The following is a 22,340-nucleotide window of genomic DNA, read 5'->3' on the forward strand; positions in this document are numbered from 1 at the left end:
CCCGGGAAAAGAGCCTGCGCACCTGTCATATCGCCGAACACAGGCTGGTACAAGCCTTGGGCGCGTAGCCTTTGCAGTGATATAGTTCGCCGCCAGTTCGGCCTGCCCGGGATGTACGTACTTTTTAAGTAAAGACAGGCGTCCGAGTGAGAGGCTGCATCGCAAGGAGTTTAGATGAGTGCCGATAACGCCTACGCGGTCGAGCTGAAGGGAGTCTCCTTCAAGCGCGGTGCGCGCAGCATTTTCAATAACGTCGATATTCGCATCCCGCGCGGCAAGGTCACCGGCATCATGGGACCTTCCGGGTGTGGCAAGACCACGCTGCTGCGATTGATGGGGGCACAACTGCGCCCTGCCAGCGGCGAAGTCTGGGTCAACGGCCAGAACCTGCCTGCGCTTTCGCGCAGCGATCTGTTCGATGCGCGAAAGCACATGGGTGTGCTGTTTCAAAGCGGCGCACTGTTCACCGATCTCGATGTTTTCGAGAACGTGGCTTTCCCCCTGCGTGTTCATACTGATTTGCCGGAAGAAATGATCCGCGACATCGTCCTGCTCAAATTGCAGGCGGTCGGTCTGCGCGGTGCCATCGAGCTGATGCCGGACGAACTGTCCGGTGGCATGAAGCGCCGCGTCGCACTGGCGCGAGCGATTGCGCTCGATCCGCAGATCCTCATGTACGACGAACCGTTCGTCGGGCAGGACCCGATCGCCATGGGCGTGCTGGTCCGCCTGATCCGCCTGCTCAACGATGCACTGGGGATCACCAGTATCGTGGTGTCCCACGATCTGGCCGAAACCGCGAGCATTGCCGACTACATCTATGTCGTCGGTGATGGTCAGGTGCTGGGGCAGGGTACGCCGGACGAGTTGATGAACTCGGACGAGCCGCGTATCCGTCAGTTCATGACCGGCGATCCCGATGGCCCGGTGCCGTACCATTTTCCAGCGACGGATTACCGCGCAGATCTTCTGGGGAAGCGCTGATGCGCAGAATTTCATTAATAGAACGCGTACGCCGGTTCGGCGAGGCGGCGATCGATGCCGTCGCGGTGTTCGGTCGTGCGACGCTGTTTCTGTTTCACGCGTTGTTGGGTCGCGGTGGCATCAGTGGTGGCTTCGGCCTGCTGGTCAAGCAACTGCATTCGGTCGGCGTAATGTCGCTGGTGATCATTGTTGTTTCCGGGATCTTCATCGGCATGGTGCTGGCGCTGCAGGGTTTCAGCATTCTGTCGAGCTACGGTTCGGAGCAGGCGGTGGGGCAGATGGTTGCGCTGACCCTGCTGCGTGAACTCGGCCCGGTGGTGACGGCGCTGTTGTTCGCCGGTCGTGCCGGTTCGGCACTGACCGCCGAGATCGGCAACATGAAGTCCACCGAACAGCTGTCCAGCTTGGAAATGATCGGTGTCGATCCGCTCAAGTACATCATTGCCCCGCGCCTGTGGGCCGGCTTCATTTCCCTGCCGGTGCTGGCGATGATTTTCAGCGTGGTAGGCATCTGGGGCGGCTCGTGGGTGGCTGTCGACTGGCTGGGTGTGTATGAAGGCTCTTATTGGGCGAACATGCAGAACAGCGTGAATTTCACCAGTGATGTGCTCAATGGCGTGATCAAAAGTATTGTTTTCGCCTTTGTAGTGACCTGGATTGCCGTATTCCAAGGCTATGACTGTGAGCCCACTTCCGAGGGCATCAGTCGTGCTACCACCAAGACCGTGGTGTTTGCCTCGCTGGCAGTGCTCGGCCTGGACTTTATTCTGACCGCTTTGATGTTTGGAGATTTCTGATGCAAAACCGCACCCTGGAAATCGGTGTCGGCCTGTTCCTGCTGGCAGGGATCCTGGCTTTGTTGCTGCTTGCTTTGCGGGTCAGTGGTCTGTCTCCGACGTCGACCACCGACACCTATAAACTTTATGCCTACTTTGACAATATCGCCGGTTTGACGGTCAGAGCCAAAGTGACCATGGCCGGTGTGACCATCGGCAAGGTCACGGCGATCGATCTGGATCGCGACAGCTTCACCGGTCGGGTCACCCTGCAAGTGGATAAAAAGGTCGACAATCTTCCGACCGACTCCACAGCGTCTATCCTGACCGCTGGTCTGCTGGGCGAGAAGTACATCGGTATCAGCGTTGGCGGAGAAGACAAGCCGCTGAAGGATGGTGGAACCATCCACGACACGCAGTCGTCACTGGTACTGGAAGACCTTATCGGTAAATTCCTGCTCAATACCGTTAGCAAAGACGCCAAATGAGGAGCTTTTGAATGATCTCTATCTTGCGACGCAGCCTGTTGGTGCTGTTGGCGGCCTTGCCGTTGATGGGTAACGCCGTGGCTGCTGCGACTTCGGCACATGATCTGGTGCAGGACACCACCACCCGGTTGCTGGCCGACCTGGCTGCCAACAAAGAGAAATACAAGCAGGACCCGACGGATTTCTACACGGCGCTCAACAACATCGTCGGGCCAGTGGTGGATGCCGAAGGCATTTCCAAGAGCATCATGACGGTCAAGTACTCGCGCAAGGCCACGCCTGCGCAGATGCAGACCTTCCAGGAAAACTTCAAGAAAGGCCTGTTCCAGTTCTACGGCAACGCTCTGCTTGAGTACAACAACCAGGGCATCACCGTTGACCCTGCCAAGGACGAATCGGGCGATCGCACCAGCGTAAACATGACCGTCAAGGGCAGCAGCGGCGCAATCTATCCTGTGCAGTACACGCTGGAGAAGATCAACGGCGAGTGGAAACTGCGCAACGTGATCATCAACGGCATCAACATCGGCAAACTGTTCCGCGATCAGTTCGCCGACGCGATGCAGCGCAATGGCAACGATCTGGACAAGACCATCAATGGTTGGGCCGGGGAAGTGGCCAAGGCCAAAGAAGCCACCGAAAAGAACCCCGCGCAATGAATGAGGCCGCAGTTCGTATGAGTGATGTCGACGAGCTTCTGCTTAGCGGAGTGCTGGACTATCGCACCGGCGCTGACCTGCGCAAGCAAGGCCAGGCGCTGATCAAGTCCAGCAAGGCCTCTTCGCTGGTGATCGATTGCTCGGCGGTGAAGAAGTCCAGCAGCGTCGGTTTATCGTTGCTGCTGTGCTTCATGCGCGATGCGAATGCGGCCGGCAAGGCTGTCAGCATCCGTGCGATGCCCGAAGACATGCGCGAAATTGCTCAGGTCAGTGAACTGACCGAACTGTTGGCGCACCCCTGAACCCACATCTATAAAGAAGCCCCCCGTCAGAGTCCTGCCATGCGGGGTTCGCAGGCGCGGGGCTTTTTTGTATGATGTCCGACCCGTGCGCACAGGGCGCCGATTGAGGTTGAGCATGCAGGCCGTAGAAGTGAAGAGCTTCCTTGAAGGAAAGCTGCCCGGAACGTTGGTAGAAGTTGAGGGCGAAGGCTGCAATTTCCTGCTGAACGTGATTAGCGATGAACTGGCGGCGTTGAGCCCGGTGAAGCGTCAGCAGCAGGTCTATGCCCATTTGAACCCATGGATCACCGATGGCAGCATCCATGCGGTCACTATGAAATTTTTCAGCAGCGCGGCCTGGGCCGAGCGCACCTGAGCCTAAGGGCGTCGAGATTCTTATGGATAAATTGATTATTACCGGTGGTGCTCGTCTTGATGGCGAGATCCGCATTTCCGGCGCAAAAAACTCCGCCCTGCCGATCCTGGCCGCCACCCTGCTGTGCGATGGCCCGGTGACCGTTGGCAACCTGCCGCACCTGCACGACATCACCACCATGATCGAGCTGTTCGGTCGCATGGGCATCGAGCCGGTGATCGACGAAAAACTCAGCGTCGAAATCGACCCGCGCACCATCAAGACCCTGATCGCCCCGTACGAACTGGTGAAAACCATGCGTGCGTCGATCCTGGTACTGGGCCCGATGGTTGCTCGTTTCGGTGAAGCCGAAGTGGCACTGCCTGGCGGTTGCGCCATCGGTTCGCGTCCGGTTGACCTGCACATCCGTGGCCTCGAAGCCATGGGCGCGGTGATCGACGTTGAAGGTGGCTACATCAAGGCCAAGGCGCCTGAAGGTGGCCTGCGCGGTGCGCACTTCTTCTTCGATACCGTCAGCGTGACCGGTACCGAGAACATCATGATGGCCGCTGCACTGGCCAAGGGCCGCAGCGTGTTGCAGAACGCCGCCCGTGAACCTGAAGTGGTTGACCTGGCGAACTTCCTCAACGCCATGGGCGCCAAGGTTTCCGGTGCTGGCACCGACACCATCACCATCGATGGCGTCGAACGTCTGGGTTCGGCTTTCTATAAGGTCATGCCTGACCGTATCGAAACCGGCACCTATCTGGTCGCCGCTGCCGTGACCGGCGGTCGCGTCAAGGTCAAGGACACTGATCCGACCATCCTCGAAGCCGTTCTGGAAAAACTCCGTGAAGCCGGCGCAGAAATCACCTGCGGTGAAGACTGGATCGAGCTGAACATGCACGGCAAGCGTCCGAAAGCCGTCAACGTGCGCACCGCGCCGTACCCGGCGTTCCCGACTGACATGCAAGCGCAGTTCATCTCGCTCAACGCCATTGCCGAAGGCACCGGTGCCGTGATCGAGACGATCTTCGAAAACCGTTTCATGCACGTGTACGAACTGCACCGCATGGGCGCAAAGATCCAGGTTGAAGGCAACACCGCTATCGTCACCGGTACTGAAGTTCTGAAAGGCGCGCCAGTCATGGCGACCGACCTGCGTGCTTCGGCCAGCCTGGTAATCTCGGCACTGGTTGCCGAAGGCGATACTTTGATCGACCGCATCTACCACATCGACCGTGGTTACGAGTGCATCGAAGAAAAACTGCAGATGCTGGGCGCCAAGATCCGTCGCGTTCCGGGCTGATTGCTGCATTGGGACACAGGGACGTGTCCACTGATTTTAAGAGTCGAGCCGGTTTCCGGCTCGATGTGTGTCCGGCGCCGATTGCGACCGGACATGAGTACCTTGATAAGGACTGACGTTTCCCATGTTGACCATCGCACTGTCCAAGGGCCGCATCCTTGACGACACCCTGCCGCTTCTTGCCGAAGCGGGCATCGTGCCGACCGAGAATCCGGACAAGAGCCGCAAGCTGATCATTCCCACGACCCAGGACGACGTTCGTCTGCTGATCGTGCGCGCCACCGATGTGCCGACCTATGTCGAGCATGGCGCGGCCGACCTTGGCGTTGCCGGCAAAGACGTGTTGATGGAATACACCGGCCAGGGCCTCTACGAGCCACTGGATCTGCAGATCGCCCAGTGCAAGCTGATGACCGCCGGCAAGATCGGCGCGCCGGAGCCAAAAGGCCGTCTGCGCGTGGCGACCAAATTCGTCAATGTGGCCAAGCGTTACTACGCCGAGCAGGGCCGTCAGGTCGACATCATCAAACTCTACGGCTCGATGGAGCTGGCGCCACTGATCGGTCTCGCTGACAAGATCATCGACGTGGTCGACACCGGCAACACCCTGCGCGCCAACGGCCTGGAACCTCAGGAACTGATCGCCACGATCAGCTCGCGCCTGGTGGTCAACAAGGCTTCGATGAAAATGCAACACGCCCGAATCCAGGCGTTGATCGATACCCTGCGCAACGCAGTGGAATCGCGACACCGCGGCTGATTCACCTGCGCGACGTTAAGTCGCGCCCGTCTATCCGCCTCATAGCCAGAATCTCAGGTGCCCAAGCGGAAACGACTGCTAAGTTAGGGCGCCTGAGTTTTTGCCATTCCTATGAGGCTCTCGCTATGACCGCACCGACTGCAATTCGCCGACTCAACGCTGCTGACCCGGATTTCGCGCATCATCTGGATCATCTGCTGAGCTGGGAAAGTGTGTCTGACGACTCGGTCAATCAGCGCGTGCTGGACATCATCAAGGCTGTGCGCGAACGCGGTGACGCGGCGCTGGTCGAGTTCACCCAGAAGTTTGATGGCCTTGAAGTCGCTTCGATGGCTGAGCTGATCCTGCCGCGTGAGCGTCTGGAACTGGCTTTGACCCGCATCACCGTGCCCCAGCGCGAAGCCCTGGAAAAAGCCGCGGCCCGTGTGCGCAGCTATCACGAAAAACAGAAGCAGGATTCCTGGAGCTACACCGAAGCTGACGGCACCGTGCTGGGCCAGAAGGTCACGCCGCTGGATCGCGCAGGCCTGTATGTGCCGGGTGGCAAGGCGTCGTACCCGTCGTCGGTGCTGATGAACGCGATTCCGGCCAAGGTCGCCGGCGTGACCGAAGTGGTCATGGTCGTGCCGACCCCGCGCGGTGAAATCAATGAGCTGGTGCTGGCGGCCGCATGCATCGCTGGTGTCGACCGGGTGTTCACCATCGGTGGCGCACAAGCGGTTGCTGCTTTGGCCTATGGCACCGAAAGCGTGCCGCAGGTCGACAAGGTTGTTGGCCCGGGCAACATCTATGTCGCCACTGCCAAGCGCCACGTGTTCGGTCAGGTCGGCATCGACATGATCGCCGGGCCTTCGGAAATCCTCGTGGTGTGCGATGGCCAGACCGATCCGGACTGGATCGCCATGGACCTGTTCTCGCAAGCCGAGCACGACGAAGACGCCCAGGCGATTCTGGTCAGCCCGGATGCCGAATTCCTCGACAAGGTCGCTGCGAGCATCGACAAGCTGCTGCCGACCATGGATCGCGCGACCATCATCGAAACCTCGATCAATGGCCGTGGTGCGTTGATTCAGGTGAAGGACATGGCCCAAGCCATCGAAGTCGCCAATCGCATTGCCCCTGAGCACCTGGAATTGTCGGTCGCCGATCCGCAAGCCTGGCTGCCGCAGATCCGCCACGCCGGCGCGATCTTCATGGGCCGTCACACCTCCGAAGCCCTGGGCGATTACTGCGCAGGCCCGAACCACGTGCTGCCGACCTCCGGCACCGCGCGGTTCTCCTCGCCGCTGGGCGTGTACGACTTCCAGAAGCGTTCGTCGATCATCTTTTGCTCCGAGGCCGGTGCTTCCGAGCTGGGTAAAACAGCGTCGGTATTGGCCCGTGGCGAGTCGCTGAGCGCCCACGCGCGCAGTGCTGAATACCGCATCAAAGACGAAGACTTTCTACAAGGGCAGGGGAACTGAGCGATGAGCAAATTCTGGAGCCCGTTCGTCAAGGATCTGGTGCCGTACGTACCGGGCGAACAACCGAAGCTGACCAAACTGGTCAAGCTCAACACCAACGAAAACCCGTACGGCCCGTCGCCAAAAGCCTTGGCAGCGATGCAGGTCGAACTGAATGACAACCTGCGCCTGTACCCGGACCCGAACAGCGACCTGCTGAAAACCGCCGTCGCCCAGTATTACGGTGTGCAGAGCAATCAGGTGTTCCTTGGCAACGGTTCGGACGAAGTGCTCGCGCACATTTTCCACGGTTTGCTGCAACACGATCAGCCGCTGTTGTTCCCGGACATCAGTTACAGCTTCTATCCGGTTTACTGCGGTTTGTACGGCATCGAGTTTGATGCGGTGCCGCTGGACGCGCAGTTCCAGATCGATCCGGCCGACTATGCCAAGCCGAATGGCGGGATCATCTTCCCTAACCCGAACGCGCCAACCGGCTGCCTGCTGGCGCTGGATGCGGTCGAGCAGATCCTCAAGGCCAGCCCGGATTCGGTAGTGGTTGTGGATGAGGCGTACATCGACTTCGGCGGCGAGACGGCGATCAGTCTGGTGGACCGTTATCCGAACCTGCTGGTTACACAGACCCTGTCCAAGTCGCGCTCGCTGGCTGGTTTGCGCGTTGGTTTTGCGGTCGGCCATCCCGATCTCATCGAGGCGCTGGAGCGGATCAAGAACAGCTTCAACTCCTATCCGTTGGATCGTCTGGCGATTGTCGGGGCGGCAGCGGCGTTTGAAGATCGTGAGCACTTCGACAAGACCTGCCGTCTGGTCATCGAGAGCCGTGAGTGGGTGATTGCACAGTTGCAGGCCAAGGGTTTTGAAGTGCTGCCGTCGGCGGCTAACTTCATTTTTGCCCGGCATCCGCAGCATGATGCGGCGGGGCTGGCGGCCAAGCTGCGTGAGCAGGGCGTGATTGTGCGGCACTTCAAGCAGGAGCGGATTGCGCAGTTCCTGAGGATTTCGATTGGCACGCCGGAGCAGAATCAGGCGCTGATCGACGGGCTTGGCGACCTCTAAAGGCAAGAGCCCCTCACCCTAACCCTCTCCCAGAGGGAGAGGGGACTGATTGGGGGATGCTCCCGAGTTGCACGGACCTGAACTTGCTTTACCGAATCCATAATCGACTCGGTAATTCAGGTCGATGCATGACGCCTTACACCTCGGTCGGCTCCCTCTCCCTCCGGGAGAGGGCTGGGGTGAGGGTCTGCTCTTATTCGTGATGCGCTTCGCCAAGGAAGGTCAGTGAGCTAAACAAGCCGCGACTGTTCACATCCGCGCTGTCCTTCACCGGCACTTCAATCTGCGCCGCAATCACATTCAACCCTTCATTCCTCACCAATACCTGCGCCCGACCATCCTTGTCAGTCTCGGTGCTCAACGTGTTCGGCGCATTGCGATAGTCGCCAATCAACTTCACACCCGCCGCCGGTTTGCCATCGAGCAGCACCCGCACCGGTAATGATTTCCCTGGCCCCACGGTGAGCGGATCAACCTCCGGAAGAATCAGCAATTTGATCTGATCCAGTTTTGGCAACTTCGCTCCCGGCTGATAAATCGCCAGGCTGTATTTGAACGTCTGCGTCGCTTCGACAGCGCCCGGCACTTTGCTCCGGCCTTCGTTGACCCACTTTTTGTCAGCAGTCTGCGACCACATGCCGTTGTTCAGCGCCACGGCCAGGACGGCCGGAGCTTTCAGTGGTTTCAGTCGTGCGTGATCCGTCAGGCGCTCGACGCTCACCGGAATCATCTTGCCGCTCGCGTCGTAAGCCCACGCGCCGCTGATCTTCTGCGCCTTGAACGCGTTGTCCTCAGCGCCATGACCGTAGACCACTTCGATATTGCCGCGCCGTTGCTCAGTCCACAGGCCATGGGCCGAGACCTGACCGGCGAACAGCGCGGCGATAAGTACAAGGGATTTGCCGTATTGCATGGTGACGTCCTTTTACAGGTTGAGAGTCAGGCTGACGGTGAAATTGCGCGGCTCACCGGGGTTGACCCAGTAGTTGCTGTAGGAGCGCTCGTAATACTTCTCGTCGAAGAGGTTGTTCAGGTTCAGGCCGACAGTGACGTTATCGCTGGCCTTGTAATGCGCGAGCAGGTCGACGGTGTGATACGCCGGCAATTCGAAGTCGCTGCCGGATTCTCCCGAGCGATCGCCGACGTAGGTGAACGCTGCACCGACGTCCGAACCACGCAAATGGCCATCCTGAAACTCATAAACCCCGAGCAGACTGCCGCTACGCTTGGCCACGCCGAGGATGCGGCTGCCGGTGGAAATCACCGCGTCGCCCTTGGTCACTTCGGCGTCGATGTAGGCGAAGGCGCCGATGACTCGCACCGCATCGGTGACTTGCCCGGTGACCTGCCAATCGAAGCCGCGACTGCGTGCCTTGCCCATGGCGCGGCTGGTGTCGGTGGCCGGGTCGAGGGCGAGAACGTTTTCTTTGTCGATGTGGAAGAAGGCGAGGGTGCTGCTCAGGCGTTCGTCGAACAGCTCGTTCTTGATGCCGATTTCGTAACCGACGCCTTCTTCCGGGTCGAAGGATTTGCCGGCGGCGTCGAGGCCATTATTCGGTTTGAACGAGGTCGAGGCGTTGGCGAACAACCCGGTTTCCGGCGTCAATTGATAGAGCAGGCCGACCCGCTGGGTGAGCGCGTCGTGGCGTTGGTTGCTGGTGGCGTTGCGGCTGTGATCGTCGATGTGCTGATCGAAATGCTCGAAGCGTGCGCCGATCATCCCGCGCAGTTTGTCGGTGAAGACGATCTGGTCCTGCAGGTTCAGTGCATGACTTTCGACCTGTTCGAAGAAGTCAGTGCCCGACCGCGCGCCGTTGGGTTTCGGCTGGCCGTAGATCGGCTTGTAGATGTCGATGGCGTAGGGGCCGCCAGCAATAGTGGTGACGCGCTCGTTCTTGCGGAAGTTTTCGTACTCGGTGCCAATCAGCAATTCGTGTTGCCACGGGCCGAGATCGAACAGACCGCGCAGTTCCAGTTGGGTGATGCTGTCGTGCCAATTGGTGTCGCGCTCGCGATAGCGGCGGTTGACGGTGCGGCCGTTGGCGTTCAATGGACGACTTTCCGAAGCATCGCCCCAGAGTTTGCCTTCCTTGTAATGACTGGCCAGACGCAGCTTCCAGCTGTCGTTGAGGTGATGTTCTAGCGTGGCCTGAAGCAGATTGTTGTGATTATCGATGTTGCCGTCGTTGGGTTCGCCAAGGAAAGTCGAGCGCGAAACACCGCTCCATTTATTGTTGGGCGCGACGATACCGCGATCAAAGGTCGAGCTGTGGCGGACGATTTCGCTTTCCACCAGCAACGACGTGTCCGGGTTCAATTGCCAACTGATCGAGGGCGCGACGAATACGCGCTGGCTGTCGACGTGATCGCGAAAACTGTTGTTGTCCTCAACCGCGAGGTTGATTCGCGACAGCACATCACCCTCATCATCCAGCGGTGTGTTGACGTCCAGCGCGGTGCGATAGCGATCCCAACTGCCGGCGCTGGTTTGCAGAGTGGTGAAGGCTTCGGCCTGCGGTTTTTTGGTGACGATGTTCACCGTGCCGCCGGGATCGCCTCGACCATACAGACTGGCGGCCGGGCCTTTGAGTACTTCGATGCGCTCGATATTCGCCGCGTCCGGCGTGCTCGGATAACCCCGGTTGGCACTGAAGCCGTCCTTGTAGAACTCCGAGGTGGTGAAGCCGCGCACGCTGTATTCGTAAAGCGTCAGGCCGCCGAAGTTGTTTTGCTTGGATACGCCGCCGGCGAAATCCAGCGCGCGCTCGACACTGCTGCTGCCCAGATCCTTGAGCACGCTGGCGGGCACTACGCTGATCGCCTGCGGGATATCACGGATCGCCGTGTCGGTTTTGGTCGCGCTGGACGAGCGCGTGGCGCGGTAGCCTTTGACCGGGCCGGTCGGCGATTCGTAGTCGGAGATGACGCTGATGGCGTCGAGTTCAAGCGGCTTGGGTTCTTCGGCGAAGGCTGGATCGACCAGCAGACCAAGGCTCAGGCCGAGCAGGGAAGCCTTTGTTCGAGACGACATGTTATGTTGTTCCAATTCTTAGAATTGAAACAATATAACATGCCTGTTGAGAATGTCTTTTATTAGCGTGCTTGGCGCGAACGAAGTTTTATTCTTCTTTTTCTTTCACTGGCGCCGGTGGCGGACGCAGGCCGATTTCTGCGGTGAGCTTCAGTTCTTTGCCGTTGCGCATCACCTGGATCGTCACTTTGTCGGTCGGCTTGATCCGCGCGACCTGGTTCATCGACTTGCGACCATCTCCGGCCGGCTCGCCATCGATGCTCAAAATAACGTCACCCAGTTGCAGGCCGGCCTTCTGCGCCGGGCCATCGCGGAAGATCCCCGCGACGACAATCCCTGGACGCCCGGACAAGCCGAACGACTCGGCCAGTTCCTGGGTCAGCGGCTGCACCTCGATGCCGAGCCAGCCACGAATTACCTGACCGTGCTCGATGATCGACTTCATCACTTCCATTGCCAGTTTCACCGGAATCGCAAAGCCGATGCCCTGCGAGCCACCGGACTTGGAAAAGATCGCCGTGTTGATGCCGGTAAGGTTGCCGTTGGCATCGACCAGCGCTCCGCCGGAGTTACCCGGGTTAATCGCCGCGTCGGTCTGGATGAAGTCTTCGTAGTTGTTCAGGCCCAACTGGTTACGCCCGGTGGCGCTGATGATGCCCATGGTCACGGTCTGGCCAACGCCGAACGGGTTGCCGATGGCCAATGCAACGTCGCCGATGCGAATGTTGTCGGAGCGGCCGACAGTGATGGCCGGCAGGGTTTTCAGATCGATTTTCAACACCGCGAGATCGGTTTCCGGGTCGCTGCCGATGACGCGCGCGAGGGTTTCGCGGCCATCTTTCAGGGCGACCACAATCTGATCCGCGCCGCTGGTCACGTGGTTGTTGGTCAGAATGTAGCCTTCCGGGCTCATGATCACGCCTGAACCGAGGCTCGATTCCATGCGTTTCTGCTTTGGCGAGTTGTCACCGAAGAAGCGCCGAAACTGCGGATCCTCAAACAGCGGATGCGCCGGTTTGTTGATGACTTTGGTGGTGTAGAGGTTGACCACCGAAGGCGCGGCAATGGTCACCGCGTCGGCATAGGACACCGGGCCCTGTTGCACGCTGGTGGTTTGCGGGGCCTGTTGCAGGTTGACGTCGAGGCTCGGAAGCCCGACCCACTGCGGGTAACGCTGAATAATCAACAGAGCGATAAGCACACCAGCCAACAACGGCCAGCCGAAAAAACGCAGCGCCTTGAGCATTAAGCACGTCCTGGAAAAGTTGCAGGCGGGGTCAGACCGCCCATAATGTCGCGCATTATACGAGGCCGCGCGCGCCTCTGAACGGGATATTTAGGAGTCTTTCATGGCCGTTGCCCTCAGCACCCTCGTCGAAGAAGCCGACCGTTACCTCAGCAGCTCGAAAATTGCCGATTATTGCCCCAACGGCTTGCAGGTCGAAGGCCGGCCGCAAGTGATGCGCATCGTCAGCGGCGTCACCGCCAGTCAGGCGTTGCTGGATGCCGCCGTCGAAGCCGAGGCGGATCTGGTGCTGGTGCACCACGGTTACTTCTGGAAGGGCGAGAACCCGTGCATCACTGGCATGAAGCAGCGTCGACTGAAGACATTGCTCAAGCACGACATCAGTCTGCTCGCTTACCATTTGCCGCTGGATCTGCATCCGGATGTTGGCAATAACGTGCAGCTTGCTCGCCAACTGGACATCACTGTGGAAGGGCCGCTGGATCCGGACAATCTGAAAATTGTCGGTCTGGTCGGGTCTTTGAAGGATCCGATGACCGCGCGCGATTTCGCCCGCAAGGTGCAGGAAACCATGGGCCGCGAACCGCTGTTGATCGAGGGCAGCCCGATGATTCGCCGAGTAGGCTGGTGCACCGGTGGCGGTCAGGGCTATATCGATCAGGCCGTCGCGGCAGGCGTTGATCTGTACCTGAGCGGAGAAGCCTCCGAGCAGACCTTCCACAGCGCCCGCGAGAACGACATCAGCTTCATCGCCGCCGGCCACCACGCCACCGAACGCTACGGCGTACAGGCCCTGGGTGACTATCTGGCAAAACGCTTTGCTGTCGAACACATCTTCATCGACTGCCCTAACCCGATCTGAAAACCACCGCAAATCCCTGTGGGAGCGAGCTTGCTCGCGAAGAGGCCGTATCAGTCGCCTTCATTGTTGAATGGCACACCGCTTTCGCGAGCAAGCTCGCTCCCACATGGGCCCTCATCGGCCGAACTGGTGGGCATATTCATATGCCCTTTCGTTCTAGCTAGCGTCCTGATTAGAAGAAGGTCGCTGTGCTAGGATTCCCCGCTCGAACACGGCCCGCTGGCCGTTCATAAGAAAGTTTTCGTGAGTAGCCATGGTCGACAAACTGACGCATCTGAAACAGCTGGAGGCGGAAAGCATCCACATCATCCGCGAGGTGGCCGCCGAGTTCGATAACCCGGTGATGCTGTACTCCATCGGTAAAGACTCCGCCGTGATGCTGCACCTGGCACGCAAGGCGTTCTTCCCGGGCAAACTGCCGTTTCCGGTGATGCACGTCGACACCCGCTGGAAATTCCAGGAAATGTACAAGTTCCGCGACAAGATGGTCGAAGAACTGGGCCTGGACCTGATCACCCATATCAACCCCGATGGCGTGGCGCAGAACATCAACCCGTTCACCCACGGCAGCGCCAAGCACACCGACATCATGAAAACCGAAGGCCTGAAACAGGCGCTCGACAAACATGGTTTCGACGCAGCGTTCGGCGGCGCCCGTCGCGATGAAGAGAAATCCCGCGCCAAAGAGCGCGTGTACTCGTTCCGCGACAGCAAGCACCGCTGGGACCCGAAAAACCAGCGCCCAGAGCTGTGGAACGTCTACAACGGCAAGGTCAACAAGGGTGAATCCATTCGCGTATTCCCTCTGTCAAACTGGACCGAACTGGACATCTGGCAGTACATCTACCTCGAAGGCATCCCGATTGTGCCGCTGTACTTCGCCGCTGAACGCGAAGTGATCGAGAAGAACGGCACGCTGATCATGATCGACGACGAGCGCATCCTCGAGCACCTGTCCGATGAGGACAAGGCTCGCATCGTCAAAAAGAAAGTGCGTTTCCGTACCCTTGGCTGCTACCCGTTGACGGGCGCGGTGGAGTCCGAGGCAGAAAGCCTCACGGACATCATTCAGGAAATGCTCCTGACGCGAACTTCCGAGCGCCAGGGCCGTGTCATCGACCACGATGGCGCCGGCTCGATGGAAGACAAAAAACGTCAAGGCTATTTCTAAGGGGCTGTCATGTCGCACGCATCTGATTTGATCAGCGAGGACATCCTCGCCTACCTGGGCCAGCACGAACGTAAAGAACTGCTGCGCTTTTTGACCTGCGGTAACGTCGATGACGGCAAGAGCACCCTGATCGGGCGCCTGCTGCACGACTCGAAGATGATCTACGAAGATCACCTCGAAGCGATCACCCGCGACTCGAAGAAAGTCGGCACCACCGGTGACGACATCGATCTGGCATTGCTGGTCGACGGTCTGCAGGCCGAGCGTGAGCAGGGCATCACCATCGATGTCGCCTACCGCTATTTCTCCACCGCCAAACGCAAATTCATCATCGCCGACACCCCCGGCCATGAGCAGTACACCCGCAACATGGCCACCGGTGCGTCCACCTGTGACCTGGCGATCATTCTGGTCGACGCGCGTTACGGCGTGCAGACCCAGACCCGTCGCCACAGCTTCATTGCGTCCTTGCTGGGGATCAAACACATCGTCGTCGCCATCAACAAGATGGACCTGAAAGACTTCGATGAAGGCGTGTTCGAGTCGATCAAGGCTGACTACCTGAAGTTCGCCGAAGGCTTGAAGATGAAGCCGACCAGCATGCACTTCGTGCCGATGTCTGCCCTCAAGGGCGACAACGTGGTGAACAAGTCCGAGCGCTCGCCGTGGTACACCGGCCAGTCGCTGATGGAAATCCTCGAGACCGTGGAAGTCGCGGGCGATCGCAACTTCACCGATCTGCGTTTCCCGGTGCAGTACGTCAACCGTCCGAACCTGAACTTCCGTGGTTTCGCCGGCACCCTGGCCAGCGGCATCGTGCACAAGGGTGACGAAGTCGTGGTGCTGCCGTCGGGCAAAAGCAGCCGGGTGAAATCCATCGTCACCTTCGAAGGTGAGCTGGAGCACGCCGGTCCGGGTCAAGCGGTGACGCTGACCATGGAAGACGAAATCGACATCTCCCGTGGCGACCTGTTGGTGCATGCCGACAACGTGCCGCCGGTCACCGACAGCTTCGAAGCGATGCTGGTGTGGATGGCTGAAGAGCCGATGCTGCCGGGCAAGAAATACGACATCAAACGCGCCACCAGTTACGTGCCGGGTTCGATTGCCAGCATCGTCAACAAGGTCGACGTGAACACGTTGGAAGAAGGCCCGGCGAGCGCGTTGCAGCTCAACGAAATCGGCAAGGTGAAGATTGCGCTCGACGCGCCGATCGCCCTCGACGGTTACGAAAGCAACCGCACCACCGGCGCGTTCATCGTCATTGATCGCTTGACCAACGGCACCGTCGGCGCCGGCATGATCGTCGCGCAACAGGTGACGCATGGCATTGCCACGCATCACGGCAAACTGGCGCACGTGGCCACTGAAGAACGTGCCCAGCGCTTCGGCCAGCAACCGGCGACCGTGCTGTTCAGCGGCCTGTCGGGCGCGGGCAAGAGCACGCTGGCTTACGCCGTCGAGCGCAAGTTGTTCGACATGGGTCGTGCGGTGTTTGTACTGGATGGTCAGAACCTGCGCCATGACTTGAACAAAGGTCTGCCACAGGATCGCGCCGGCCGTACCGAAAACTGGCGTCGTGCCGCGCACGTCGCGCGTCAGTTCAACGAAGCCGGTTTGCTGACGTTGGCCGCGTTCGTCGCGCCAAGCGCTGAAGGTCGCGAGCAGGCCAAGGACCTGATCGGCAAGGATCGTCTATTGACGGTCTACGTACAGGCCTCGCCGGCTGTCTGCGCCGAGCGTGATCCGCAAGGTCTGTATGCCGCCGCTGGCGACAACATCCCGGGCGAATCCTTCCCGTACGACGTGCCGCTGAATGCCGATCTGGTGATCGACACGCAAACGCTGAGTCTGGAAGACAGCGTCAAGCAAGTGCTGGATCTGCTGCGCAAGCGTGGCGCGATCTAAGCGTTAGCGACAAACAAAAAGCCCGCCGATGAGCAATCATCGGCGGGCTTTTTTATTCGGGCATACGGCGATCAAAACTGTGGGAGCGAGCCTGCTCGCGATAGCGGTGTGTCATTCAACATTGTTGGTGGCTGATCAACCGCTATCGCGAGCAGGCTCACTCCTACAAGGGATCAGTGTTTGGCTGGGTATTCGCGGTGCATCTGTTCGAGCAGCGCATCCTTGTCCAGCCACAGCTGATTGATCCAGCCCTGGAACTGCAGGCGATACTCGCCGTCCTGATCGTAATTCTTGCCAATGAACTGCTGGGGAATCTTCAGCTCTTCAAAGTGCACCACCACATCGCGCACATTGCCGCAGAGCAAATCCCAGAACCCCGGACGCCCGGCCGGGTAGTGGATGGTCACGTTGACGATCGACTCCAGTTGCTCGCCCATTGCATCCAGCACAAAGGCGATCCCGCCAGCCTTGGGCTTGAGCAGATATTTGAACGGCGACTGCTGCTGCGCATGCTTGCCTTCGGTGAAGCGTGTGCCTTCGACGAAGTTGAAAATCCCCACCGGGTTATCGCGAAATTTCGCACACGTCTTGCGGGTGGTTTCGAGGTCTTTGCCTTTCTTCTCCGGATGCTTGGCCAGGTAGGCCTTGGAGTAGCGCTTCATGAACGGAAAGCCCAGTGCCCACCAGGCCAGACCGATCACCGGCACCCAGATCAGCTCCTGCTTGAGGAAGAACTTCAGCGGCTGAATCCGTCGGTTGAGCACGTATTGCAGGACCAGAATATCCACCCAGCTCTGGTGGTTGCTGGTGATCAGATACGAGTGTTGGTAGTCCAGCCCTTGCAGGCCGCTGATGTGCCAGCGAGTGCGGCGCACCAGATTCATCCAGCCCTTGTTGTTGCTGATCCACGCTTCATGGGTGTGGCTCATCAGCCAACCGGCGAAGCGTTGAGTCAAGGCAAACGGCAACGCCTTGACCAGTGCCACGCAGAACAGAAACGAGCACAGCAGAATCGTGTTGAGTGCCAACAGCAGCGAAGCGATCACGCCGCGCACGGGTGCAGGTAGAAAATCCAGCATTTACACATCCATAGGTCGGTTGGCGGCTTGAATCGCGGTGAGGGCGATGGTGTAGACGATGTCATCGACTTGTGCGCCGCGTGGCAAGTCATTCACCGGTTTGCGCAAGCCTTGCAGCATCGGCCCGAGGCTGACGCAATCGGCGCTGCGTTGTACGGCTTTGTGCGTGGTGTTGCCGGTGTTTAGATCGGGGAAGACGAACACCGTGGCGCGACCGGCCACCTGACTGTTTGGTGCCAGTTGCCGGGCGACTTCTGCGTTGGCGGCGGCGTCGTATTGCAGCGGGCCGTCGATCAGCATCGAGTGCTGTTGTTCGTGGGCGAGGAGGGTGGCCTCGCGGACTTTCTCGACCTCTTCGCCAGTGGCCGATTCGCCGCTGGAGTAACTGATCATCGCCACGCGCGGAATGATGCCGAATGCAGCCGCCGAGTCGGCGCTTTGCAGGGCGATCTCGGCCAGTTCGCTGGCGCTCGGGTGTGGGTTCATCACGCAGTCGCCGTAAACCAGCACTTCCTCTGGGAAGAGCATGAAGAACACCGACGACACCAGCGTGCAGCCCGGCGCAGTCTTGATCAACTGAAGGGCCGGGCGAATGGTGTTGGCAGTGGTGTTGATCACGCCCGAGACCAGGCCGTCGACCTCGTCCAGCGCCAGCATCATGGTGCCGATCACTACGGTGTCTTCCAGTTGCTGTTCGGCCATCGGCGCGTTGAGGCTTTTAGTCTTGCGCAAGGCAACCATCGGCTCGATGTAGCGCTCGCGAATCAGGTCTGGATCAAGAATCTCCAGCCCTGGCGGCAAGGCGATGCCTTGGGCGCGGGCCACTGCTTCGACATCTTCCGGTTTGGCGAGTAACACGCAACGGGCGATCCCGCGTTCCTGGCAGATCGCCGCCGCTTGCACGGTGAACGGCTCGCTGCCTTCAGGCAGGACGATGCGTTTGTTCGCCGCTTGCGCACGCTGGATCAACTGATAGCGGAACACCGCCGGCGACAGGCGCATTTCCCGTGGCGTGCCACAGCGCTGGTGCAGCCATTTGGCGTCGAGATGGCTGGCGACGAAATCGGTGATGATCTCCGCACGCTCGCGGTCGTCAATCGGGATTTCCTTGTTCAGGCCGTTGAGCAGATTGGCGGTGTCGTAGGAGCCAGTACTCACCGATAGCACCGGCAAACCGGCCTGCAACGCACCACGGCACAGATCCATGATGCGCGGATCGGGCAGGGTGTCGCTGGTCAGCAACAGGCCCGCCAGCGGCACACCGTTGATCGCGGCGAGGCTGACGGCGAGGATGATGTCGTCGCGATCGCCCGGCGTCACCACCAGCACGCCGGGCTTGAGCAGCTCGACGGTGTTGCGCATGGTTCGCGCGCAGATGATGATTTTGGTCATTCGGCGGGTTTCGTAATCACCGGCATTAAGCACTTGTGCACCCATCAGGTCGGCAACGTCACGGGTACGTGGTGCGTTGAGTTCCGGCTGATAGGGAATGCAGCCGAGCAGGCGGAAATCACCGCTGCGCAGCAACGGCGAATGCTCCTTCAGGCGCGCAGCGAAGGCGTCCATGCTCTCTTCGGTCTTGACCTTGTTGAGGATCACCCCGAGGACTTTCGGGTCTTTCGGGCCGCCGAACAATTGCGCCTGCAATTCGACACGGCCGGAGAGTTCGGCGAGTACTTCGTTTTCTGGCGCCGAGACCAGAATCACCTCGGCATCCAGGCTTTTGGCCAGGTGCAAGTTGACCCGCGCGGCATAACTGGCGCTGCGGGTCGGCACCATGCCTTCGACGACCAGCACGTCTTTGCCGATGGCGGCTTGCTGATACAGCGTGATGATTTCTTCGAGCAGCTCATCGAGCTGACCGTCGCCGAGCATCCGCTCGACGTGCGCCAGGCCCAACGGTTGTGGCGGTTTCAACCCGTGGGTGCGCGCCACCAGTTCGGTGGAACGCTCGGGGCCGGTGTCACCCGGATGCGGCTGGGCAATCGGTTTGAAGAAACCGACTTTCAGCCCGGCTCGCTCAAGCGTGCGCACCAGCCCGAGGCTGATGGAGGTCAGACCCACACCAAAATCGGTGGGCGCGATAAAAAAAGTTTGCATGCGAATTCTCTAAAGTTGCATGGCAATGGCAATGGCGATCGCCTATAGCTGACGACCTACCGAAATTCAGTCGCCAAGGTTATCGCTAACCGAGCCTTGTGCGCACCAACCGCAGGCAAAGGGTTGGCCTATTTTTTCAATACGTTGCGCCGGGTCCAGCACCCAGGCGCGCGATTGCCAGGGCGGCTGATGCCGCAGGTGCTGGGTGTGGCCACAGGAAAGCTCGACGACCCAGTGACCGTCCTCGTCCTGATGAAAGCCTGCGATCGTCGAAACCCGTTTGTCCGGGTTGTGTTCGCTTTCGCGCGATTGCTTCGCTAAACTTGGCCTTTCTATATTCTTATGCAAAAGGTCTCGCCCCATGCTGATCGCCGCCAATAAGGCTGTCTCCATCGACTATACCCTGACCAACGACGCTGGTGAGGTCATCGACAGCTCCGCCGGCGGCGCTCCGCTGGTCTACCTGCAAGGCGCAGGCAACATCATCCCTGGCCTGGAAAAAGCTCTGGATGGCAAAGCTGTTGGTGACGAGCTGGAAGTTTCCGTTGAGCCGGAAGACGCTTACGGCGAATACGCCGCTGAGCTGGTCAGCACCCTGAGCCGCAGCATGTTCGAAGGCGTTGACGAGCTGGAAGTCGGCATGCAGTTCCACGCTTCGGCGCCGGACGGCCAGATGCAAATCGTCACCATCCGTGACCTCGACGGCGATGACGTGACCGTTGATGGCAACCACCCACTGGCCGGTCAGCGCCTGAACTTCAAAGTGAAGATCGTTGACATCCGTGATGCCAGCCAGGAAGAAATCGCTCATGGCCACGTCCATGGCGAAGGTGGCCATCACCACTGATTTTCTGCGCTAAGCTTCGAGTACTGGAGAGGCGCCTGCGGGCGCCTTTTTAGTCCGCGGCTGTCCTTGGTGACCTCGCCAAGTGGCTGTTTCGAGTAGAACACGGGAATCTTGGAGTTCGTCATGAGTGCTTTTCACGACCTTAAGTTGACAGCCCTGGATGGTCAGGAGCTACCGCTGGCGCCGTTCAAGGGCCAAGTCGTGCTGGTGGTCAACGTCGCCTCCAAATGCGGCTTGACCCCACAGTACGCGGCGCTGGAAAACCTCTATCAGCAATACAAAGGCAAAGGTTTCAGCGTGCTGGGCCTGCCGTGCAACCAGTTTGCCGGCCAGGAACCAGGCAGCGAAAAGGAAATTCAGGATTTCTGCAGCCTCAACTATGGCGTGACATTCCCGTTGTCGAGCAAGCTCGAAGTCAACGGTCATGATCGTCACCAGCTCTACCGTCTGCTGGCGGGCGAGGGGGCGGAGTTTCCTGGGGACATCACCTGGAATTTCGAGAAGTTTCTGCTCGGCAAGGACGGCCGGGTGCTGGCCCGGTTCTCGCCGCGCACGGCGCCGGATGATCCGACCATTGTGCATGCGATTGAAAAAGCGCTGAGCTGAAACAGCAAGATCAAAAGATCGCAGCCTTCGGCAGCTCTTAAAGGGGCTGCCGGTGCTGCGATCTTTTCGTTTCTGATCCTTGATCATTCAAATCAATAGTGCTGTTCAAAGCCTTTGACTGTCCATATTATCGCCGTCATAAAGTCATTCCCTGTGGAGCCTTCCAATGCCGGTTCAAGCCCTGTTCAAACCGTTCCAACTCGGTGCCCTCGAACTGCCGACCCGCGTGGTCATGGCGCCGATGACTCGCTCCTTTTCCCCGGGCGGCGTGCCTAATTCGAAAGTCATTGAGTACTACCGTCGTCGCGCGGCCGCCGGCGTTGGCCTGATCATCACTGAAGGCACTACCGTCGGCCACATTGCCTCCAATGGCTATCCGAACGTACCGCAGTTCTTTGGCGACGCGCCATTGGCCGGCTGGAAGAAGGTCGTCGATGCGGTTCACGCCGAAGGGGGCAAGATCGTTCCGCAACTGTGGCATGTGGGCAGCGTGCGTCGCATCGGCACCGAGCCGGACGCCAGCGTGCCGGGTTACGGTCCGTCGGAAAAAATCAAGGACGGTCAGGTCGTGGTGCACGGCATGACTAAACAAGACATTCAGGATGTGATCGCAGCCTTCGCCCAGGCTGCCAAAGATGCACAAAGCATCGGCATGGACGGCGTGGAAATCCACGGCGCCCACGGTTACCTGATCGACCAGTTTTTCTGGGAGGGCAGCAACCAGCGCACCGACGAATACGGTGGCAGCCTGGCCAACCGTTCGCGTTTCGCCATCGAACTGATTCAAGCCGTGCGTGCGGCGGTCGGTGAAGGCTTCCCGATCATCTTCCGTTTCTCGCAATGGAAACAGCAGGACTACACGGCGCGTCTGGTGCAAACCCCGCAAGCGCTGGGTGAATTCCTCAAGCCGCTGTCTGACGCTGGCGTGGATATTTTCCACTGCTCGACGCGCCGCTTCTGGGAGCCGGAATTTGACGGTTCCGAGCTGAACCTGGCCGGCTGGACCCGCAAACTCACCGGCAAGCCGACCATCACCGTTGGCAGTGTTGGCCTTGATGGCGAGTTCCTGCAATTCATGGTCAACACCGACAAGGTCGCGCAACCGGCCAGTCTGGAGAATCTGCTGGAGCGTCTGAATAAAGAGGAGTTCGATCTGGTGGCGGTGGGGCGTGCGTTGCTGGTCGATCCGGATTGGGCGCAGAAAGTCCGCGAAGGGCGTGAACAGGATATTTTGCCGTTCAGCCGTGAGGCGTTGATGACGCTGGTTTAAGCGGCGCTCTCACTGACCCCTTCGCGAGCAAGCTCGCTCCCACAGGTTTCTCTGCTGTTCACAAAATTTGTGTTCACTGGAGATCCCCT

22 protein-coding genes are annotated in these 22,340 nt (G+C 59.4%); 16 read left to right on the forward strand and 6 right to left on the reverse strand.

The genetic code is table 11. The features are described from left to right. Positions 1-174: 174 nt before the first annotated feature. The 10 genes from BMY54_RS19780 to hisC all read left to right on the forward strand — a co-directional run bounded on the left by BMY54_RS19780 (position 175) and on the right by hisC (position 8,131). A complete protein-coding gene (locus tag BMY54_RS19780; RefSeq protein ID WP_007912403.1) occupies positions 175-984 on the forward strand; it encodes an ATP-binding cassette domain-containing protein in 810 nt (269 codons plus the stop codon). Next, positions 984-1,781: a lipid asymmetry maintenance ABC transporter permease subunit MlaE gene (gene mlaE / locus BMY54_RS19785; RefSeq protein WP_003221704.1), complete on the forward strand. Its 798-nt coding sequence runs from the start codon at positions 984-986 to the stop codon at positions 1,779-1,781. The genes BMY54_RS19780 and mlaE overlap by 1 nt, the downstream gene beginning before the upstream one ends. After that, positions 1,781-2,248 (forward strand): outer membrane lipid asymmetry maintenance protein MlaD, encoded by a 468-nt coding sequence (gene mlaD, locus BMY54_RS19790; RefSeq protein WP_007912400.1) that lies wholly within the window; start codon positions 1,781-1,783, stop codon positions 2,246-2,248. Before mlaE ends, mlaD begins: the two co-directional genes overlap by 1 nt. 11 nt (positions 2,249-2,259) lie before the next feature. Continuing rightward, the gene (locus BMY54_RS19795; RefSeq protein ID WP_007912390.1) at positions 2,260-2,907 is read left to right on the forward strand and encodes an MlaC/ttg2D family ABC transporter substrate-binding protein; all 648 of its coding nucleotides are present in this window, start codon (positions 2,260-2,262) and stop codon (positions 2,905-2,907) included. After that, the gene (locus tag BMY54_RS19800) at positions 2,904-3,209 is read left to right on the forward strand and encodes an STAS domain-containing protein (protein ID WP_034154488.1); all 306 of its coding nucleotides are present in this window, start codon (positions 2,904-2,906) and stop codon (positions 3,207-3,209) included. The genes BMY54_RS19795 and BMY54_RS19800 overlap by 4 nt, the downstream gene beginning before the upstream one ends. A gap of 115 nt (positions 3,210-3,324) precedes the next feature. Beyond that, entirely contained in the window at positions 3,325-3,564 is a 240-nt protein-coding gene (locus tag BMY54_RS19805) for a BolA family protein (protein WP_093435986.1), read from the forward strand. A gap of 22 nt (positions 3,565-3,586) precedes the next feature. Beyond that, on the forward strand, positions 3,587-4,852 hold the full coding sequence (gene murA, locus BMY54_RS19810) for a UDP-N-acetylglucosamine 1-carboxyvinyltransferase (protein WP_007912385.1): 1,266 nt from the start codon (positions 3,587-3,589) through the stop codon (positions 4,850-4,852). Between the two features lie 124 nt (positions 4,853-4,976). Beyond that, the gene (gene hisG / locus BMY54_RS19815; RefSeq protein ID WP_007912384.1) at positions 4,977-5,612 is read left to right on the forward strand and encodes an ATP phosphoribosyltransferase; all 636 of its coding nucleotides are present in this window, start codon (positions 4,977-4,979) and stop codon (positions 5,610-5,612) included. A 125-nt stretch (positions 5,613-5,737) separates the two neighbouring features. Then, the gene (hisD, locus tag BMY54_RS19820; RefSeq protein ID WP_093435989.1) at positions 5,738-7,075 is read left to right on the forward strand and encodes a histidinol dehydrogenase; all 1,338 of its coding nucleotides are present in this window, start codon (positions 5,738-5,740) and stop codon (positions 7,073-7,075) included. Between the two features lie 3 nt (positions 7,076-7,078). Next, positions 7,079-8,131: a histidinol-phosphate transaminase gene (gene hisC / locus BMY54_RS19825; RefSeq protein WP_093435992.1), complete on the forward strand. Its 1,053-nt coding sequence runs from the start codon at positions 7,079-7,081 to the stop codon at positions 8,129-8,131. Between the two features lie 193 nt (positions 8,132-8,324). Here the strand turns inward: hisC and BMY54_RS19830 are convergent, their stop codons facing one another. The 3 genes from BMY54_RS19830 to algW all read right to left on the reverse strand — a co-directional run bounded on the left by BMY54_RS19830 (position 8,325) and on the right by algW (position 12,408). Beyond that, positions 8,325-9,044: a DUF4198 domain-containing protein gene (locus BMY54_RS19830; RefSeq protein ID WP_093435995.1), complete on the reverse strand. Its 720-nt coding sequence runs from the start codon at positions 9,042-9,044 to the stop codon at positions 8,325-8,327. A gap of 12 nt (positions 9,045-9,056) precedes the next feature. Beyond that, positions 9,057-11,162, reverse strand: a complete 2,106-nt coding sequence (locus BMY54_RS19835) for a TonB-dependent siderophore receptor (protein WP_093435998.1) — start codon at positions 11,160-11,162, stop codon at positions 9,057-9,059. 88 nt (positions 11,163-11,250) lie between these two features. Continuing rightward, complete coding sequence (algW, locus tag BMY54_RS19840; protein ID WP_093436001.1) at positions 11,251-12,408, reverse strand: Do family serine endopeptidase AlgW; 1,158 nt, start codon at positions 12,406-12,408, stop codon at positions 11,251-11,253. Between the two features lie 103 nt (positions 12,409-12,511). On the opposite strand from algW, the gene BMY54_RS19845 reads away from it, so the two are divergent. The 3 genes from BMY54_RS19845 to cysN all read left to right on the forward strand — a co-directional run bounded on the left by BMY54_RS19845 (position 12,512) and on the right by cysN (position 16,349). Further along, positions 12,512-13,270 (forward strand): Nif3-like dinuclear metal center hexameric protein, encoded by a 759-nt coding sequence (locus tag BMY54_RS19845; RefSeq protein ID WP_093436004.1) that lies wholly within the window; start codon positions 12,512-12,514, stop codon positions 13,268-13,270. A gap of 253 nt (positions 13,271-13,523) precedes the next feature. Further along, the gene (gene cysD, locus BMY54_RS19850; RefSeq protein WP_007912374.1) at positions 13,524-14,441 is read left to right on the forward strand and encodes a sulfate adenylyltransferase subunit CysD; all 918 of its coding nucleotides are present in this window, start codon (positions 13,524-13,526) and stop codon (positions 14,439-14,441) included. 9 nt (positions 14,442-14,450) lie between these two features. Then, positions 14,451-16,349: a sulfate adenylyltransferase subunit CysN gene (gene cysN / locus BMY54_RS19855; protein ID WP_093436007.1), complete on the forward strand. Its 1,899-nt coding sequence runs from the start codon at positions 14,451-14,453 to the stop codon at positions 16,347-16,349. A 173-nt stretch (positions 16,350-16,522) separates the two neighbouring features. Here the strand turns inward: cysN and BMY54_RS19860 are convergent, their stop codons facing one another. From BMY54_RS19860 to BMY54_RS19870, 3 genes are all read right to left on the reverse strand, one after another. Beyond that, positions 16,523-17,428, reverse strand: a complete 906-nt coding sequence (locus BMY54_RS19860; RefSeq protein ID WP_093436010.1) for an acyltransferase — start codon at positions 17,426-17,428, stop codon at positions 16,523-16,525. Next, entirely contained in the window at positions 17,429-19,528 is a 2,100-nt protein-coding gene (gene pta / locus BMY54_RS19865) for a phosphate acetyltransferase (protein WP_093436013.1), read from the reverse strand. Between the two features lie 66 nt (positions 19,529-19,594). Beyond that, entirely contained in the window at positions 19,595-19,921 is a 327-nt protein-coding gene (locus BMY54_RS19870; protein WP_093436299.1) for a DUF3565 domain-containing protein, read from the reverse strand. Between BMY54_RS19870 and BMY54_RS19875 the strand changes: the two genes are divergently transcribed. From BMY54_RS19875 to BMY54_RS19885, 3 genes are all read left to right on the forward strand, one after another. Continuing rightward, positions 19,890-20,375 carry an FKBP-type peptidyl-prolyl cis-trans isomerase gene (locus BMY54_RS19875; protein WP_008085027.1) on the forward strand — a complete coding sequence of 162 codons (486 nt, stop codon included), beginning with the start codon at positions 19,890-19,892 and terminating at the stop codon, positions 20,373-20,375. The genes BMY54_RS19870 and BMY54_RS19875 overlap by 32 nt on opposite strands. A 123-nt stretch (positions 20,376-20,498) precedes the next feature. Next, positions 20,499-20,981, forward strand: a complete 483-nt coding sequence (locus BMY54_RS19880) for a glutathione peroxidase (RefSeq protein WP_093436016.1) — start codon at positions 20,499-20,501, stop codon at positions 20,979-20,981. Positions 20,982-21,147: 166 nt separating this feature from the next. Then, entirely contained in the window at positions 21,148-22,251 is a 1,104-nt protein-coding gene (locus BMY54_RS19885) for an NADH:flavin oxidoreductase (RefSeq protein ID WP_093436019.1), read from the forward strand. Positions 22,252-22,340 lie beyond the last annotated feature (89 nt).

Origin of the sequence: Pseudomonas sp. ok266 (assembly GCF_900110195.1) — a bacterium.
Taxonomy (GTDB): Bacteria; Pseudomonadota; Gammaproteobacteria; order Pseudomonadales; family Pseudomonadaceae; genus Aquipseudomonas; species Aquipseudomonas neuropathica.

Coding starts and splice junctions, on each gene's coding strand:
- BMY54_RS19780 (WP_007912403.1), top strand. CDS start 175: ATGAGTGCCGATAACGCCTACGCGGTCGAGCTGAAGGGAGTCTCCTTC.
- mlaE (WP_003221704.1), top strand. CDS start 984: ATGCGCAGAATTTCATTAATAGAACGCGTACGCCGGTTCGGCGAGGCG.
- mlaD (WP_007912400.1), top strand. CDS start 1,781: ATGCAAAACCGCACCCTGGAAATCGGTGTCGGCCTGTTCCTGCTGGCA.
- BMY54_RS19795 (WP_007912390.1), top strand. CDS start 2,260: ATGATCTCTATCTTGCGACGCAGCCTGTTGGTGCTGTTGGCGGCCTTG.
- BMY54_RS19800 (WP_034154488.1), top strand. CDS start 2,904: ATGAATGAGGCCGCAGTTCGTATGAGTGATGTCGACGAGCTTCTGCTT.
- BMY54_RS19805 (WP_093435986.1), top strand. CDS start 3,325: ATGCAGGCCGTAGAAGTGAAGAGCTTCCTTGAAGGAAAGCTGCCCGGA.
- murA (WP_007912385.1), top strand. CDS start 3,587: ATGGATAAATTGATTATTACCGGTGGTGCTCGTCTTGATGGCGAGATC.
- hisG (WP_007912384.1), top strand. CDS start 4,977: ATGTTGACCATCGCACTGTCCAAGGGCCGCATCCTTGACGACACCCTG.
- hisD (WP_093435989.1), top strand. CDS start 5,738: ATGACCGCACCGACTGCAATTCGCCGACTCAACGCTGCTGACCCGGAT.
- hisC (WP_093435992.1), top strand. CDS start 7,079: ATGAGCAAATTCTGGAGCCCGTTCGTCAAGGATCTGGTGCCGTACGTA.
- BMY54_RS19830 (WP_093435995.1), bottom strand. CDS start 9,044: ATGCAATACGGCAAATCCCTTGTACTTATCGCCGCGCTGTTCGCCGGT.
- BMY54_RS19835 (WP_093435998.1), bottom strand. CDS start 11,162: ATGTCGTCTCGAACAAAGGCTTCCCTGCTCGGCCTGAGCCTTGGTCTG.
- algW (WP_093436001.1), bottom strand. CDS start 12,408: ATGCTCAAGGCGCTGCGTTTTTTCGGCTGGCCGTTGTTGGCTGGTGTG.
- BMY54_RS19845 (WP_093436004.1), top strand. CDS start 12,512: ATGGCCGTTGCCCTCAGCACCCTCGTCGAAGAAGCCGACCGTTACCTC.
- cysD (WP_007912374.1), top strand. CDS start 13,524: ATGGTCGACAAACTGACGCATCTGAAACAGCTGGAGGCGGAAAGCATC.
- cysN (WP_093436007.1), top strand. CDS start 14,451: ATGTCGCACGCATCTGATTTGATCAGCGAGGACATCCTCGCCTACCTG.
- BMY54_RS19860 (WP_093436010.1), bottom strand. CDS start 17,428: ATGCTGGATTTTCTACCTGCACCCGTGCGCGGCGTGATCGCTTCGCTG.
- pta (WP_093436013.1), bottom strand. CDS start 19,528: ATGCAAACTTTTTTTATCGCGCCCACCGATTTTGGTGTGGGTCTGACC.
- BMY54_RS19875 (WP_008085027.1), top strand. CDS start 19,890: ATGCTGATCGCCGCCAATAAGGCTGTCTCCATCGACTATACCCTGACC.
- BMY54_RS19870 (WP_093436299.1), bottom strand. CDS start 19,921: ATGGAGACAGCCTTATTGGCGGCGATCAGCATGGGGCGAGACCTTTTG.
- BMY54_RS19880 (WP_093436016.1), top strand. CDS start 20,499: ATGAGTGCTTTTCACGACCTTAAGTTGACAGCCCTGGATGGTCAGGAG.
- BMY54_RS19885 (WP_093436019.1), top strand. CDS start 21,148: ATGCCGGTTCAAGCCCTGTTCAAACCGTTCCAACTCGGTGCCCTCGAA.